Genomic DNA, 19,036 nt, shown 5'->3' with positions numbered 1-19,036 from the left:
ATTTAAAGAGATAAACAGATGACAAGTTTGTTGGTAATTATAGTTTTAGTTTTATTGGCTGTTGCTGTTTGGCAATTGACGAAAATATTCGATTTAACACAAGTTGCTTCGACTTCGGACAATTCCCAAATTGCAACCGACGATGACAATAATGTGCAAGGGTATTTGATGTTTGGTTTCTTAGCCTTCATCTATATCTTTACAATTTACGGAGTTTATACATGGGGACCATTAGTTCTTCATACTCCTGCATCTGAACATGGTGCTTTGATCGACAACCTGATGAATATCACTTGGGTATTGATTTTTACTGTTCAGGCAATTACTCAAGTTCTATTACACTACTTTGCTTTCAAATACAGAGGTAATAAGGATAAAAGAGCCTTGTATTTTGCAGACAATAATAAATTGGAAGCAATCTGGAGCGTTATCCCTGCTGTTGTATTAGCTGGTTTGATTCTTTACGGTCTTTATGCATGGACAAATATCATGTTTATTGATGAAGATGAAGATACAGTTGTTATTGAGTTATATGCTCAGCAATTTAAATGGACTGCAAGGTATGCTGGAGCTGATAATGTTTTAGGGAAAGCAAATGTTAGATTGATCGAAGGAGTTAATACTCTTGGAGTTGATTTATCAGATCCATATGCTCAAGACGATATTGTAGTTTCTGAGTTGCATATTCCTAAAGGCAAGAAGATTCACTTTAAGATGAGATCTCAAGATGTGTTGCACTCAGCGTACTTCCCTTATTTTAGAGCTCAAATGAACTGTGTACCAGGGATGGTTACTGAGTTTGCTTTTACTCCAATTTATACTACTGCTGAGTATCAAGCTTTACCATTCATGATTGAAAAAGTAGCTAATATTAATGCTATTAGAGCTAAAAAAAGCTTAGAATTGGTAGCTAAAGGTGAAACTGGTTTAGATCCTTACACTTTTGATTATTTGTTATTGTGTAACAAAATTTGTGGAGCTTCTCACTATAACATGCAAATGAAAGTTGTAGTTGATACTCCTGAGGATTATAAAAAATGGTTAGGCGAAAAAACTACTTTAGTTAGCGAAGTAAAAGCTTCTAAAGCTGAACCAGCGGCTCCAGATGCAGCTCCAAGCAAAGATTCAACTCTTGCAAAAGATACTGCAGCTGTTGCTAAAATCGCTATGAAATAATTATTAAGAAAATTTAAAGTATAAATATATGTCAGCAGAAGGTCACGATCACGGACACGATCACGAACACGAACACCACCATAAGGACACATTCATTACTAAATATATTTTTAGTATTGATCACAAAATGATTGCCAAACAATACCTGCTTACTGGTATTATTATGGGAGTTATAGGTGTTGGTATGTCTATGCTTTTTAGAATGCAATTAGCTTGGCCAGAAGAATCTTTTAAGATTTTCAATATATTACTTGGAGACAAATGGGCTCCAAACGGAGTAATGGCAAACGATATTTACCTTTCATTAGTTACAATACACGGAACTATAATGGTATTCTTTGTTCTTACCGCAGGTTTAAGTGGTACTTTTAGTAACTTATTGATTCCACTTCAAATTGGAGCAAGAGATATGGCATCAGGATTCATGAATATGATTTCTTATTGGTTGTTCTTTTTGTCTAGTGTATTAATGGTTTGTTCATTATTTGTTGAATCAGGACCTGCTAATGCTGGTTGGACGATTTACCCACCTTTAAGTGCGCTTCCTCAAGCTATATCTGGTTCAGGTGCCGGTATGACTTTATGGCTAGTTTCTATGGCAATTTTCATTGCGTCTTCATTAATGGGATCTTTGAACTATGTTGTAACTGTGATTAACTTGAGAACAAAAGGAATGTCTATGACAAGATTGCCTCTTACTATTTGGGCTTTCTTTGTGACTGCAATTATTGGTATCGTTTCTTTCCCTGTCTTATTGTCAGCAGCATTGTTGTTGATTTTTGATAGAAGTTTTGGTACTTCTTTCTTCTTATCCGATATTTATATTGCTGGTGAAGTTTTACATTACCAAGGAGGTTCTCCTGTTCTTTTTGAACATTTGTTTTGGTTCTTAGGTCACCCTGAAGTATATATTGTAATCTTGCCTGCATTGGGGATTACTTCTGAAATTATTGCTACAAACTCTCGTAAACCAATTTTTGGTTATAGAGCGATGATTATGTCAATTATTGCAATTGCATTTTTATCTACAATTGTTTGGGGACACCACATGTTTATTTCTGGAATGAATCCATTCTTAGGGTCAGTATTTACATTTACAACCCTGTTGATTGCAATTCCATCTGCTGTAAAAGCATTTAATTATATTACAACACTTTGGAAAGGTAATCTTCAAATGAATCCTGCCATGTTGTTTTCTATTGGTTTGGTTTCTACTTTCATTACTGGAGGTTTAACTGGAATCATTCTTGGAGACAGTACATTAGATATTAATGTTCACGATACTTATTTCGTAGTAGCTCACTTTCACTTGGTAATGGGTATATCGGCTCTTTACGGAATGTTTGCTGGAATTTACCACTGGTATCCAAAAATGTTCGGTAGAATGTTGAATAAGAATTTAGGATATGTTCACTTTTGGGTAACTGCAATCTGTGCTTATGGAGTATTTTTCCCAATGCACTTTATTGGACTAGCAGGTTTACCAAGACGTTACTATACTAATACAAACTTCCCGTTATTCGACGATTTGCAAAATGTAAATGTATTAATTACAACATTTGCCTTAATCGGTGGAGCTTTCCAATTAGTGTTTTTATATAACTTCTTTAGCAGTATTTTCTACGGAAAAAAAGCAGTTCAAAATCCTTGGAAATCAAATACTTTGGAATGGACAACACCAGTAGAGCATATGCATGGTAACTGGCCTGGAGAAATCCCAGAAGTTCACCGTTGGCCTTATGATTACAGTAATCCTGCTCATGAGGAGGATTTTGTACCTCAAACGGTTCCAATGAAAGAAGGTGAAGTAGTTTTACATCACTAGAATTTCAAAATCATATAAATGCCTTTCAATATTGAAAGGCATTTTTTTTATATAGAATGATTACTTTTTTTACCTTTACCCCATGAATGAAAACTTAGATCCAACGAATAATAATTTTAGTTCCGAAGAACTGGATATTGAGAAAAGATTAAGACCATTATCTTTTGATGATTTTGCAGGTCAAGATCAAGTGTTGGAAAACCTTAAAGTTTTTGTTGCGGCAGCCAATCAAAGGAAAGAAGCTCTTGATCACACCCTTTTTCACGGCCCTCCAGGTTTGGGTAAAACTACCTTAGCCAATATTTTAGCCAATGAATTAGAAGTGGGTATCAAAATCACTTCTGGCCCTGTTTTGGATAAGCCGGGTGATTTGGCTGGACTGCTTACGAATCTTGAAGAAAGAGATGTCTTGTTTATTGACGAGATACACCGTTTAAGCCCGATAGTCGAAGAGTACTTGTATTCAGCTATGGAGGACTTTAAGATTGACATTATGATTGAATCTGGGCCAAATGCAAGAACGGTTCAAATCAATTTGAATCCGTTTACGCTTATCGGAGCAACTACACGTTCGGGGCTTTTGACTGCTCCTATGCGTGCCCGTTTTGGTATTTCTTCAAGATTGCAATATTATACTACTGAGCTTTTGACCACTATTGTGGAACGTAGTGCCATGATTTTCAAAATGCCCATTACTATGGAAGCCGCTATCGAAATTGCAGGTAGAAGCAGAGGGACACCTCGTATTGCGAATGCTTTATTGCGTCGTGTCCGTGATTTTGCTCAAATAAAAGGTAATGGAACAATTGATATAGAAATTGCCCGTTATGCCTTAAAAGCATTGAATGTAGATGCCCATGGTTTGGATGAAATGGACAACAAAATTTTGAATACCATCATTGATAAATTCAAAGGCGGTCCCGTTGGTTTATCGACTTTGGCTACAGCTGTATCCGAAAGTAGTGAAACTATTGAGGAAGTTTATGAGCCTTTTTTGATTCAAGAGGGTTTTATTATGCGTACCCCAAGAGGGCGTGAAGTTACGGAAAAAGCTTATAAGCATTTAGGTAAAATCAAAACCAATATTCAAGGCGGACTGTTCTAATAGTTAGGAGCTATTCCTGCTATCCACTATATCTTTTCTTGCTTAAAGAAAGCAAGAAAAGGATGCCGTTTCTATCAGGGCTAAGGCAGTAGTGTTAACTAAGTTATTTTCTTTAAAATAAGGAACCATAAACAATAAGTCTAAATACACGCAATTTATAAAATCCGAGGCCAAGCGTCTCGGGTTTTTATCTTGTGGTATATCGAAAGCTGGTTTTCTGGAGCAGGAGGCACCTCGTTTGGAAAATTGGTTGAATCAAAATTACAATGGACAAATGTCCTATATGGAGAATCATTTTGACAAACGTTTGGACCCAACTTTATTGGTCGATGATGCCAAAAGTGTGGTATCTCTTTTATTGAACTACTATCCTTCGGAATTTCAAAATCCTGATTCTTATAAAATAGCCAAATATGCTTATGGGCAGGATTATCATTTTGTCATAAAAGACAAACTTAAAGAATTGCTTTTTTCAATAGAATCTAATATTGGTGATGTATCTGGACGTGCTTTTGTAGATTCTGCTCCTGTTTTGGATAAAGCTTGGGCTGCAAAAAGTGGTTTGGGTTGGATAGGCAAAAACAGTAATTTATTAACACAAAAAGTGGGTTCTTTTTATTTCATCGCAGAGCTTATCATAGACCTAGATTTAGAATATGACCAGGCTGTCACAGACCATTGTGGAGCTTGTACCGCCTGCATTGATGCTTGCCCAACAGAGGCAATTGTTGCACCTTATGTTGTGGATGGCAGTAAATGTATTTCTTACTTCACTATTGAACTTAAGGAGAATATTCCATCAGAGATGAAAGGGAAATTTGATGAATGGGCATTTGGCTGTGATATTTGTCAAGACGTTTGTCCTTGGAATCGTTTTTCAAAATCTCATAATGAACCTTTGTTTAATCCCAATTCAGAATTACTTTCGATGTCCAAAAAAGATTGGATTGAAATAACCGAGGAAACTTTTAAAATCGTGTTTAAGGATTCTCCTCTTAAACGTGCTAAATATCAAGGTATTAATAGGAATATTTCGTTTCTGGAATAATTCTTTTTTTTTAACAAGTTTTTAGTATTACTTGTTGATGACGTTTTTTCTCTTCCTTAGAAGAAATCATTAAATTATTCGTTATAATTGTTTGTAATTTAACGTTTTAATTTGTATTTTATCGAGTAAAGCGCTTATTAGCGACAAAATTTGCAGTTAAACGGATTTTGTTAATAAGTTATTAATAATTATATAGTTTTGTAGAACCCAATCTATTGAAACTTAATGCTTAATTATGACGAACTTTACTTTCAAAAGGCTTAACCTTATTAAGCCATTGTTAATTGTTGCTTTATTTTTATTCAGTAGTCATACTGTTTTTTCTCAATTTTACACGAAACACTATGTAGCTCCGGCACCATGGCAATACTTTAGTAAGGCTAATGAAATTATCATAGCTACAAATTCTACTACTACTGTAAATATAGCTTTGAAAAAAAGTGATGGTACTTTAATAACGAATTTAACGGCAATTAAAGGGACGCCAGCAGTTTATAGATTTTCAGGCCTTCCAAGTGCTTTAGGTGTTCATCCTTTTAATACAATTGTAAATGCAGCAGGACTAATAATAACTAGTGATGGTCCTACTTCAGTTAATTTAAGAAATGTGGCCTCAGATAATTTAGGTTCTGATGGAACAGATGCTAATATAAAAGGGAATGCATCGTTAACAAGTTTTGGTGATGCAGGAATTGGGGTACGTTATAGAATTGGGTATTACAGAGATGGAAGTTTGGCGGGTACGGAAAAGCCGACTTACAGTATAATGGCTATAAATAATGGCACAACAATAAAATTAAATGGCGTCGTTTTAACGACATTAAATGCAGGTGAGAGTTATTTGTTTCAGGCAGCTATAGGTTCTTTGGTGGAGTCTTCTAGTGGGACAGTTATGAATACTTCAGCAAGACTCGATGCGCCAGGGGGCTGTGGAGACGGAGCTTTTGATCAGATACCACCGGAATCTGTTTTGGGTGCTGAATATTTTATAGAAAGAGGTAAAGGAAATGATACTGCCGAGCAAACAACGGTAGTTGCTATAAAGGCCAATACGGTATTAACCATTAATACATTTTCAACAACTGGAACTTTGACGAGTACAGTAACTACCACTCTTGTGAATGCAGGAGATTTTTACACATTTAAAAATGGAGTTTCCAATACTCCATTTACCGCAACAAGAGTTTCCTCAACAGAAAATGTAGCTGTTTATTCAGGTACTGCACAATCTTGTGAGGTGGATATTTCAGTAATTGCTCCGGTATCTGCCTGTGGAGGCTCAAACTTTATAGAGACCAAAAAATTTAGAGCTTATAATTCTGCTACTTCTTTACCTTATTTTGGATATGTCCTTTTGAAAGACGCAACAGCTGTTGTTGATGTTAATGGGGTTAATATTGAAACTCTTGCAGGGGCAAGATATCAATTAGGTACAACTGGATGGTATTTAATAAATTTTACGGATACACAAATAAGTAGTCCTGATATAATTTCGGTTTCAAGTTCGGCTAAGTTGACCGTTTCTATTGTACAGCAAGGAGGAGGGTTTTCTATGGCAGGTTTTTTCTCGAATTTTGCACAACAGCCAGATGATCCTACTTTGACTTATATTTCAGGAGGTGGATGTACTAATAATTCGGCAATTTTATCTACACCATCTGGATTTGCTCCTTATCAATGGTATTATAATGGAGTTGCTATTTCAGGAGAAACTTCAAATACGTACACAGCTACACAGACTGGTTCGTATTCAGTTGCGTCAACTTTAGTTTGCGGGTCTCTGATTCAATCAAGACCGATTATTGTTACTTTATGTACTGATCTTGAAGTACTCAAAACAGTTGATGTTGCTAATCCTTGTGTCGGTTCAAATGTTGAATTTACAGTTAAGGTGACTAATTTAGGTCCCAATAATGCTTCTGGATTATCGGTTAACGATTTATTGCCTTCAGGCTACACATATATAAGTTCTGTTCCATCGGTTGGAACGTATAATTCAACTACAGGTATTTGGAGTATAGGTAATTTAAATAATGCGCAGGTTATTACTTTAAAAGTTTTGTGTAAAGTAAATGCTAGCGGAGTATATTTGAATACGGCTGCTATTCCAGCAGGTAGTCAGCCAGACAGTAACACTTCAAACAATTCAGCTAGTGTATCGACTACTCCCGTTGCATTACCCACAGTTCTTTCTTTAACAGGCAGCACAATTTGCGTGTCTCCTGGCTCAAATGGCACAATAACTTCAACGACATCAGTAAGCGGAATAACTTATCAATTGTATAATTCCGGTAACGTCGCGGTACAAAGTGCTAAAGCAGGAACAGGATCGGGATTAACATGGTCTTCATTGCCAGCCGGAAATGGTTATTATGTTGTGGCTACCAATGCTGCACTTTGTACTGCAACGAGTGGTACTGTAAATGTTTCAACAACTCCCAATCCAACAGTTCTTTCTTTAACAGGCAGCACAATTTGCGTGTCTCCTGGCTCAAATGGCACAATAACTTCAACGACATCAGTAAGCGGAATAACTTATCAATTGTATAATTCCGGTAATGTCGCGGTACAAAGTGCTAAAGCAGGAATAGGATCAGGATTAACATGGTCTTCATTGCCCGCCGGAAATGGTTATTATGTTGTGGCTACCAATGCTGCACTTTGTACTGCAACGAGTGGCACTGTAAATGTTTCAACAACTCCCAATCCAACAGCTCTTTCTTTAACAGGAAGTACAATATGTGTATCTCCTGGTTCAAATGGCACAATAACTTCAACAACATCTGTAAGCGGAGTGACTTATCAATTGTATAATTCGGGTAACGTTGCTGTGCAAAGTGCTATAGCAGGAACAGGATCAGGATTAACATGGTCTTCATTGCCCGCCGGAAATGGTAATTATGTTGTGGCTACCAATGCTACACTTTGTACTGCAACGAGTGGTACTGTAAATGTTTCAACAACTCCCAATCCAACAGCTCTTTCTTTAACAGGAAGTACAATTTGTGTATCTCCTGGTTCAAATGGCACAATAACTTCAACAACATCTGTAAGCGGAGTGACTTATCAATTGTATAATTCGGGTAACGTTGCTGTGCAAAGTGCTATAGCAGGAACAGGATCAGGATTAACATGGTCTTCATTGCCCGCCGGAAATGGTTATTATGTTGTGGCTACCAATGCTGCACTTTGTACTGCAACGAGTGGCACTGTAAATGTTTCAACAACTCCCAATCCAACTACTGCCAGTGCAGGAGCGGACCAAATAGGAGTGACTACATGCGGACTTACTGCGGTTGTTCTTGATGCAAATACTCCTACAGTTGGTACTGGTAAATGGACTATTGTAAGTGGAACGGGTGGTTCCTTTGTTTTGGATACCAATCCAACTACAACTTTCTCAGGCATAGCAGGAACAGCTTATGTGCTGCGTTGGACAATTTCTAATGCTCCTTGTACAGACTCTGCGGATGATGTTAATGTTACTTTTAATTTGTTCCCTGCGGTTCCGACTATTGCCTCGGTTGCGCCAACATGCGCGGCGGCTGGGACAAGCAGTATCAGCAATTACATTGGAACAAATACTTATACTTTCAGCCCTGCGGGTCCAACGGTGGATGCTACGGGATTGGTAAGTTCAATGGTGTTTGGCACCAGTTATACGGTTACCTCAAACAACGGAAGCTGTACTTCGGGGGCTTCGGCTTCGTTCAGCAATCTGGATAAGTTGGTTACTCCTGCGGTTCCGACTATTGCCTCGGTTGCGCCAACATGCGCGGCGGCTGGTACAAGCAGCATTAGCAATTACATTGGAACAAATACTTATACTTTCAGCCCTGCGGGTCCAACGGTGGACGCCACGGGATTGGTAAGTTCAATGGTGTTTGGCACCAGTTATACGGTTACCTCAAACAACGGAAGCTGTACTTCAGGGGCTTCGGCTTCGTTCAGCAATCTGGATAAGTTGGTTACTCCTGCGGTTCCTACTATTGCCTCGGTTGCGCCAACATGCGCGGCAGCTGGGACAAGCAGCATCAGTAATTACATTGGAACAAATACTTATACTTTCAGCCCTGCGGGTCCAACGGTGGACGCCATGGGATTGGTAAGTTCAATGGTGTTTGGCACCAGTTATACGGTTACCTCAAACAACGGAAGCTGTACTTCGGGGGCTTCGGCTTCGTTCAGCAATCTGGATAAGTTGGTTACTCCTGCGGTTCCGACTATTGCCTCGGTTGCGCCAACATGCGCGGCGGCTGGGACAAGCAGTATCAGCAATTACATTGGAACAAATACTTATACTTTCAGCCCTGCGGGTCCAACGGTGGATGCTACGGGATTGGTAAGTTCAATGGTGTTTGGCACCAGTTATACGGTTACTTCAAACAACGGAAGCTGTACTTCAGGGGCTTCGGCTTCGTTCAGCAATCTGGATAAGTTGGTTACTCCGGCGGTTCCGACTATTGCCTCGGTTGCGCCAACATGCGCGGCAGCTGGGACAAGCAGCATCAGCAATTACATTGGAACAAATACTTATACTTTCAGCCCTGCGGGTCCAACGGTGGATGCCACGGGATTGGTAAGTTCAATGGTGTTTGGCACCAGTTATACGGTTACTTCAAACAACGGAAGCTGTACTTCAGGGGCTTCGGCTTCGTTCAGCAATCTGGATAAGTTGGTTACTCCTGCGGTTCCGACTATTGCCTCGGTTGCGCCAACATGCGCGGCAGCTGGGACAAGCAGCATCAGTAATTACATTGGAACAAATACTTATACTTTCAGCCCTGCGGGTCCAACGGTGGACGCCACGGGATTGGTAAGTTCAATGGTGTTTGGCACAAGCTATACGGTTACCTCAAACAACGGAAGCTGTACTTCGGGGGCTTCGGCTTCGTTCAGCAATCTGGATAAGTTGGTTACTCCGGCGGTTCCGACTATTGCCTCGGTTGCGCCAACATGCGCGGCAGCTGGGACAAGCAGCATCAGCAATTACATTGGAACAAATACTTATACTTTCAGCCCTGCGGGTCCAACGGTGGACGCCACGGGATTGGTAAGTTCAATGGTGTTTGGCACAAGCTATACGGTTACCTCAAATAACGGAAGCTGTACTTCAGGGGCTTCGGCTTCGTTCAGCAATCTGGATAAGTTGGTTACTCCAGCGGTTCCGACTATTGCCTCGGTTGCGCCAACATGCGCGGCAGCTGGGACAAGCAGCATCAGCAATTACATTGGAACAAATACTTATACTTTCAGCCCTGCGGGTCCAACGGTAGACGCCACGGGATTGGTAAGTTCAATGGTGTTTGGCACAAGCTATACGGTTACCTCAAACAACGGAAGCTGTACTTCGGGGGCTTCGGCTTCGTTCAGCAATCTGGATAAGTTGGTTACTCCGGCGGTTCCTACTATTGCCTCGGTTGCGCCAACATGCGCGGCAGCTGGGACAAGCAGCATCAGTAATTACATTGGAACAAATACTTATACTTTCAGCCCTGCGGGTCCAACGGTAGACGCCACGGGATTGGTAAGTTCAATGGTGTTTGGCACAAGCTATACGGTTACCTCAAACAACGGAAGCTGTACTTCGGGGGCTTCGGCTTCGTTCAGCAATCTGGATAAGTTGGTTACTCCGGCGGTTCCTACTATTGCCTCGGTTGCGCCAACATGCGCGGCAGCGGGGACAAGCAGTATCAGCAATTACATTGGAACAAATACTTATACTTTCAGCCCTGCGGGTCCAACGGTGGATGCCACGGGATTGGTAAGTTCAATGGTGTTTGGCACCAGTTATACGGTTACTTCAAACAACGGAAGCTGTACTTCAGGGGCTTCGGCTTCGTTCAGCAATCTGGATAAGTTGGTTACTCCTGCGGTTCCTACTATTGCCTCGGTTGCGCCAACATGCGCGGCAGCTGGGACAAGCAGCATCAGTAATTACATTGGAACAAATACTTATACTTTCAGCCCTGCGGGTCCAACGGTGGACGCCACGGGATTGGTAAGTTCAATGGTGTTTGGCACAAGCTATACGGTTACCTCAAATAACGGAAGCTGTACTTCAGGGGCTTCGGCTTCGTTCAGCAATCTGGATAAGTTGGTTACTCCAGCGGTTCCGACTATTGCCTCGGTTGCGCCAACATGCGCGGCAGCTGGGACAAGCAGCATCAGCAATTACATTGGAACAAATACTTATACTTTCAGCCCTGCGGGTCCAACGGTAGACGCCACGGGATTGGTAAGTTCAATGGTGTTTGGCACAAGCTATACGGTTACCTCAAACAACGGAAGCTGTACTTCGGGGGCTTCGGCTTCGTTCAGCAATCTGGATAAGTTGGTTACTCCGGCGGTTCCTACTATTGCCTCGGTTGCGCCAACATGCGCGGCAGCTGGGACAAGCAGCATCAGTAATTACATTGGAACAAATACTTATACTTTCAGCCCTGCGGGTCCAACGGTAGACGCCACGGGATTGGTAAGTTCAATGGTGTTTGGCACAAGCTATACGGTTACCTCAAACAACGGAAGCTGTACTTCGGGGGCTTCGGCTTCGTTCAGCAATCTGGATAAGTTGGTTACTCCGGCGGTTCCTACTATTGCCTCGGTTGCGCCAACATGCGCGGCAGCGGGGACAAGCAGTATCAGCAATTACATTGGAACAAATACTTATACTTTCAGCCCTGCGGGTCCAACGGTGGATGCCACGGGATTGGTAAGTTCAATGGTGTTTGGCACCAGTTATACGGTTACCTCAAACAACGGAAGCTGTACTTCAGGGGCTTCGGCTTCGTTCAGCAATCTGGATAAGTTGGTTACTCCTGCGGTTCCTACTATTGCCTCGGTTGCGCCAACATGCGCGGCAGCGGGGACAAGCAGTATCAGCAATTACATTGGAACAAATACTTATACTTTCAGCCCTGCGGGTCCAACGGTGGATGCCACGGGATTGGTAAGTTCAATGGTGTTTGGCACCAGTTATACGGTTACTTCAAACAACGGAAGCTGTACTTCAGGGGCTTCGGCTTCGTTCAGCAATCTGGATAAGTTGGTTACTCCTGCGGTTCCTACTATTGCCTCGGTTGCGCCAACATGCGCGGCAGCTGGGACAAGCAGCATCAGTAATTACATTGGAACAAATACTTATACTTTCAGCCCTGCGGGTCCAACGGTGGACGCCACGGGATTGGTAAGTTCAATGGTGTTTGGCACCAGTTATACGGTTACCTCAAACAACGGAAGCTGTACTTCGGGGGCTTCGGCTTCGTTCAGCAATCTGGATAAGTTGGTTACTCCGGCGGTTCCGACTATTGCCTCGGTTGCGCCAACATGCGCGGCAGCTGGGACAAGCAGCATCAGCAATTACATTGGAACAAATACTTATACTTTCAGCCCTGCGGGTCCAACGGTGGACGCCACGGGATTGGTAAGTTCAATGGTGTTTGGCACAAGCTATACGGTTACCTCAAATAACGGAAGCTGTACTTCAGGGGCTTCGGCTTCGTTCAGCAATCTGGATAAGTTGGTTACTCCAGCGGTTCCGACTATTGCCTCGGTTGCGCCAACATGCGCGGCAGCTGGGACAAGCAGCATCAGCAATTACATTGGAACAAATACTTATACTTTCAGCCCTGCGGGTCCAACGGTAGACGCCACGGGATTGGTAAGTTCAATGGTGTTTGGCACAAGCTATACGGTTACCTCAAACAACGGAAGCTGTACTTCGGGGGCTTCGGCTTCGTTCAGCAATCTGGATAAGTTGGTTACTCCGGCGGTTCCTACTATTGCCTCGGTTGCGCCAACATGCGCGGCAGCTGGGACAAGCAGCATCAGTAATTACATTGGAACAAATACTTATACTTTCAGCCCTGCGGGTCCAACGGTGGACGCCACGGGATTGGTAAGTTCAATGGTGTTTGGCACCAGTTATACGGTTACCTCAAACAACGGAAGCTGTACTTCGGGGGCTTCGGCTTCGTTCAGCAATCTGGATAAGTTGGTTACTCCGGCGGTTCCGACTATTGCCTCGGTTGCGCCAACATGCGCGGCAGCTGGGACAAGCAGCATCAGCAATTACATTGGAACAAATACTTATACTTTCAGCCCTGCGGGTCCAACGGTGGACGCCACGGGATTGGTAAGTTCAATGGTGTTTGGCACCAGTTATACGGTTACCTCAAACAACGGAAGCTGTACTTCGGGGGCTTCGGCTTCGTTCAGCAATCTGGATAAGTTGGTTACTCCTGCGGTTCCGACTATTAGTTCAAGCAGTTCAGTTTGTTCAGGAAGCGATGCTATCTTTACAATAACAGGCACAGCAGGGAATATAGTGACCTATTCTGGAGCCGCTTCGGGCACTGCGACAATAGGAGTCGCAGGAACTGTAGATATTACAATAACAGGAATAACAACCGCGACAACATTGAATCTAACAACTGTTAGTAATGGTAGTTGTACACGTCCATTGAGTGCAACAACTACAGTAGCGATAATACTAAGACCCGATGCTGGAACGGATGGTACTTTGACCATTTGTTCAGGTAGTACGGTAACTGCAGGACAATTATTTGCACAATTAGGTGGAACACCAACAGCAGGAGGGATTTGGACACCGGCATTGGCGGGAGCTGGAACCTATACTTATACCGTTGCTGCTACGACACCTTGTACGGTTGATGCGACAGCATCGGTGGTGGTAAGTGCGCAGGCACAACCTAGTGCTGGAACTCTTTCGGGGATACAAGCTGTTTGTGTAGGAGGAAATACGACATTCAGTTCAACAGTAACAGGAGGAATTTGGACTAGCGGAGATCTTTCGAAAGCGACTGTTGATTCATTAACTGGGGTAATTACAGGAGTAACTGCAGGAACAGTAACGATTACTTATACTGTAGCGGGAACTGGAGTATGTTCAGATGTGACTGCGACAAGAGATGTTAGTGTAATTGCCTTGCCAGTTGTACCTGCAATCACAGGGGGTTCAATTAATGTATGTGCTGGTTCAGGAACAGTAACTTTCTTAAATGCTATGGCAGGGGGAACATGGTCTGTAACCAACGGTACAGGCACAGCAAGTATTACAATTGGTGGAGTTTTAACTGGACAAACAGCTGGAACGGTAACAGTAGAATACACAATGACTAACATAATTGGTTGTGCTGTCAAGCAAGCGTTTAATTTGACCATAAATGCTGCTCCAAATGCAGGTACATTATCTGGAACACAAGCTATTTGTGTAAGCGGAAGTACTACATTTAGTTCAACCGTAGCTGGTGGAAGTTGGTCTAGTAGTAATGCTTCAATAGCGACAGTAGATCCTGTAACAGGATTAATTACTGGAATCTCATCAGGAACAGCTACCATAACATATAAAGTTGTAGGAACTGGCGGGTGTCCTGATGCAACCGTTACGAGAACTGTAAGTGTTTATTCGCCGACCGTATCTTTATCAGGTTCTACAAATGTTTTAGAAAATTCAATAGGAACGGTTGATTTAACAGCAAGTTTATCTACAATATCATATGAAGACGTTACAGTTAATTTATCGTTTACAGGTACTGCAAGTGGTCTAGATTATAATGCATCGGGTATTTCAATTGTAATTCCTGCAGGTTCTTTGTCAGGAACAGTAAGCATTGATCCTATTGATGATAGTATATCGGAAGGGAATGAATCAGTTATTGCTAATATAACAAGTGTAGTAGGAGGTTGTGCTGCTGAAAATGGTATTCAAACGGCTACAGTAACAATATTAGATGACGAAGCCACGCCAACGTTGAGCATCAGTAACCCAACGGTTACCGAAGGAGTCAACGCGGTATTCACAGTATCGATAGACGTTGCAAGTTCGGTTGATACGGTTGTTGACGTTGTAACGGCTACAGGCACAGCGGGAACATCGGATTACACGGCAACGACTACGACAGTAACCATCCCAGCGGGACAAACCAGCGTAACGGTAAGCGTTCCAACGACGGACGACATTATAGATGAGCCATCGGAGAGTTTTACTTTGAACGCTACGGTGACATCAGGGAATACAAGCAATACATCGGTAGCGGGAACGGCCACTATCACTGATAACGAAGCCACGCCAACGGTGAGCATCAGTAATCCAACGGTTACCGAAGGAGTCAATGCGGTATTCACAGTATCGATAGACGTTGCAAGTTCAGTTGATACGGTTGTTGATGTTGTAACGGCCACAGGTACAGCGGGAACATCGGATTACACCGCCACCACTACGACAGTAACCATCCCAGCGGGACAAACCAGCGTAACGGTAAGCGTTCCAACAACGGACGACATTATAGATGAACCATCGGAGAGTTTTACTTTGAACGCTACGGTGACATCAGGGAATACAAGCAATACATCGGTAGCGGGAACGGCCACTATCACTGATAACGAAGCCACGCCAACGGTGAGCATCAGTAATCCAACGGTTACCGAAGGAGTCAATGCGGTATTCACAGTATCGATAGACGTTGCAAGTTCAGTTGATACGGTTGTTGATGTTGTAACGGCCACAGGTACAGCGGGAACATCGGATTACACCGCCACCACTACGACAGTAACCATCCCAGCGGGACAAACCAGCGTAACGGTAAGCGTTCCAACGACGGACGACATTATAGATGAGCCATCGGAGAGTTTTACTTTGAACGCTACGGTGACATCAGGGAATACAAGCAATACATCGGTAGCGGGAACGGCCACTATCACTGATAACGAAGCCACGCCAACGGTGAGCATCAGTAACCCAACGGTTACCGAAGGAGTCAATGCGGTATTCACAGTCTCGATAGACGTTGCAAGTTCAGTTGATACGGTTGTTGACGTTGTAACGGCCACAGGCACAGCGGGAACATCGGATTACACCGCCACCACTACGACAGTAACCATCCCAGCGGGACAAACCAGCATAACGGTAAGCGTTCCAACAACGGACGACATTATAGATGAACCATCGGAGAGTTTTACTTTGAACGCTACGGTGACATCAGGGAATACAAGCAATACATCGGTAGCGGGAACGGCCACTATCACTGATAACGATGCCACGCCGACGGTGAGCATCAGTAACCCAACGGTTACCGAAGGAGCCAACGCGGTATTTACGGTATCGATAGACGTTGCTAGTTCGGTTGATACGGTTGTTGACGTTGTAACGGCTACAGGCACAGCGGGAACATCGGATTACACGGCAACGACTATGACAGTAACCATCCCAGCGGGACAAACCAGCGTAGCGGTAAGCGTTCCAACGACGGACGACATTATAGATGAGCCATCGGAGAGTTTTACTTTGAACGCTACGGTGACATCAGGGAATACAAGCAATACATCGGTAGCGGGAACGGCCACTATCACTGATAACGAAGCCACGCCAACGGTGAGCATCAGTAACCCAACGGTTACCGAAGGAGTCAATGCGGTATTCACAGTATCGATAGACGTTGCAAGTTCAGTTGATACGGTTGTTGACGTTGTAACGGCCACAGGCACAGCGGGAACATCGGATTACACTGCCACCACTACGACAGTAACGATCCCAGCGGGACAAACCAGCGTAACGGTAAGCGTTCCAACGAAGGACGACATTATAGATGAGCCATCGGAGAGTTTTACTTTGAACGCTACGGTAACATCGGGTAACACTAGCAATACAACGACATTTGGAACAGCCACTATCACTGATAATGATATTCCTGCTCCTGCTCCACCAGCAGTTTTTGCAGTTGATGATCTTTCAGGTCCTATAACAAGTAGCAATGGTGTTCAAAATATTTTGAATGTCTTGGACAATGATTTTGTAGATTTAAACAAAGCCACTTTGAGTAATGTGACATTATCGACTGTAGCAGCAGATTCTACTGGATTTATGAAATTAAAACTTGACGGAACTATTGAGTTAGCGGCCAATACCCCTGCAGGAACTTATAGTTTAACTTATTCAATTTGCGATATAAATAATACTAATAATTGTGCATCTGCAAAAGTCACACTAACGGTAATATGTAATTTGTCTACAGCTATTTCAGGAGTAGTTTATAATGCGGGGACAAATACACCATTAGCCAACGTTCCAGTTACATTAAAACCAATCAATAATGCAACCGGCCCTGTTTTATTAAGTTTAACAAAATTAGATGGTTCTTATGCATTTACTGGAATGATTCCTGGAGATTATGTATTGCAAGTCCAAGATGCTAATTTGAATGCGGCTCAAGAATTATTTAATACAACTCCTAGTTTCCTGATATTAAAAGTTGAAGATTGTAACTATCAAAAAATTGATTTTGGGTATGATAAAACAGATTTATTAGTACTAGGTGATTTTGTATGGTATGACATAAATAACAACGGAATACAAGACGAGTGGTATGATGCCAACAATGACGGACTTGTGACTAAAAATCTACCAGATGCCAATGGAGTTGTCGATTACAGTAAATGGGAATGGATAGATTTTAATGGAGACGGTAGTTATAAAGGAAAAGAAAATACGGGAGAATTAAATGCAGCAGGTTTTGGAAATGGCACAACCAATGTTCCAAATATATTCGTAACTGGTCCTAATGGATTCTCAAGAAGTGTAACCATGGGTGTTGAAGGATATTGGAGAACAAGAGCACCAAAAGATGCTTACGGGGAATATAAAATTGAGTTTATAAAAGAAGCTAATTTTGAAATGGCTTCCGAAGTGATGTCTGCATCTGGATTGGTAAAAGTATTACCAAGCGTTACTCTTAAACAATCCAACACTAATAAATCAAAAAGTTATGTTGATTGTGGATTAACAACGAATAATATTTTGTACGCACAATTTTCAGCAACGGAGAAGGTTCATTTGGATCTGGATTTTGGAATTAGTTGTAAAACATATGCTGATATATTAGCAAACAATGATGATGCTGGAATAATAGATGGATTAAAAGCATCAAATGGAATTTTTAATGCTATTGCCAATGATACTTTTAATGGGGTGCCTATAAATCCGTCTGATGTAATCTTGATATTTACTCCAAGTCCCAATTTTACAATGGGTACAAATGGATTGTTAAATACGTTGTCAAATATTCCAGGCGGGACTTATACTTTGACATATAGTATTTGTGAGAAAGCAAATCCAAATAATTGTAGTACGGCTTCAGTCAATGTTTTTGTGGCACGACCAAGTATAGCATTGGTAAAAACGGCCCATTTCAATGATGAGAACGCTGATGGTTATGCGCAAGCCGGTGAAACTATATCCTATAGTTTTGAAGTAACGAACACTGGAAATGTGCCATTGACGAATGTAACCATATTAGATCCATTACCTGGAGTTTTAATGACAGGGACCCCGTTGACATTGGCAATAGGAGAAACTAATGCAACCCATTTTCAAGGGGTATATGCGATTAAACAAACGGATATTAATAAAGGATCCATTTCGAATCAAGCAACGGTTTTTGGAACGAGTCCAAATAATAGAGTGGTTGAGGATAAATCAGATGACATAAATGTTGTGAATGACAACCCTACAGTATTGACAGTCTCTGGATGCGCAATTAAAGTGTATAATGCAGTAACACCAGACGGAAGTGATAAATATGATAAGTTATATATTCAGGGAATAGAATGTTATACTGATAATTCAATAGAGATTTTTAATCGTTGGGGAGTTTTAGTATTCGAGCGAGAACACTATAACAATGATGATGTTGTCTTTAGAGGTATCTCTGAAGGAAGAGTGACCGTCGAAAAATCACAGGAATTGCCAGCAGGAACCTATTTCTATATACTGAAATACAAAGACAGTGAATCCAATGCTTTTGAGAAATCAGGTTATTTGTATTTGAATAGAAGATAGTTATATGAGCCCAAGTATTATGAATAA

The 19,036-nt window shown here is 41.9% G+C and carries 5 protein-coding genes; all 5 read left to right on the top strand.

All coding sequences use genetic code 11. The features are described 5' to 3' along the window. Positions 1-18 precede the first annotated feature (18 nt). Entirely contained in the window at positions 19-1,176 is a 1,158-nt protein-coding gene (locus C8C85_RS05735; protein ID WP_116796217.1) for a cytochrome c oxidase subunit II, read from the top strand. 28 nt (positions 1,177-1,204) lie between these two features. Further along, positions 1,205-3,001 (top strand): cbb3-type cytochrome c oxidase subunit I, encoded by a 1,797-nt coding sequence (locus tag C8C85_RS05730; RefSeq protein WP_116796216.1) that lies wholly within the window; start codon positions 1,205-1,207, stop codon positions 2,999-3,001. An 82-nt stretch (positions 3,002-3,083) separates the two neighbouring features. After that, entirely contained in the window at positions 3,084-4,106 is a 1,023-nt protein-coding gene (gene ruvB / locus C8C85_RS05725; protein WP_116796215.1) for a Holliday junction branch migration DNA helicase RuvB, read from the top strand. 127 nt (positions 4,107-4,233) lie between these two features. Then, complete coding sequence (gene queG, locus C8C85_RS05720; RefSeq protein WP_116796214.1) at positions 4,234-5,154, top strand: tRNA epoxyqueuosine(34) reductase QueG; 921 nt, start codon at positions 4,234-4,236, stop codon at positions 5,152-5,154. Between the two features lie 235 nt (positions 5,155-5,389). Further along, positions 5,390-19,009 (top strand): Calx-beta domain-containing protein, encoded by a 13,620-nt coding sequence (locus C8C85_RS05715; RefSeq protein ID WP_116796213.1) that lies wholly within the window; start codon positions 5,390-5,392, stop codon positions 19,007-19,009. The last annotated feature ends 27 nt before the right edge of the window (positions 19,010-19,036 follow it).

It is taken from the genome of Flavobacterium sp. 103, assembly GCF_003096795.1.
GTDB lineage: Bacteria > Bacteroidota > Bacteroidia > Flavobacteriales > Flavobacteriaceae > Flavobacterium.
This window is presented reverse-complemented; position numbering and strand designations above follow the sequence as displayed.

Coding starts and splice junctions, on each gene's coding strand:
- C8C85_RS05735 (WP_116796217.1), top strand. CDS start 19: ATGACAAGTTTGTTGGTAATTATAGTTTTAGTTTTATTGGCTGTTGCT.
- C8C85_RS05730 (WP_116796216.1), top strand. CDS start 1,205: ATGTCAGCAGAAGGTCACGATCACGGACACGATCACGAACACGAACAC.
- ruvB (WP_116796215.1), top strand. CDS start 3,084: ATGAATGAAAACTTAGATCCAACGAATAATAATTTTAGTTCCGAAGAA.
- C8C85_RS05715 (WP_116796213.1), top strand. CDS start 5,390: ATGACGAACTTTACTTTCAAAAGGCTTAACCTTATTAAGCCATTGTTA.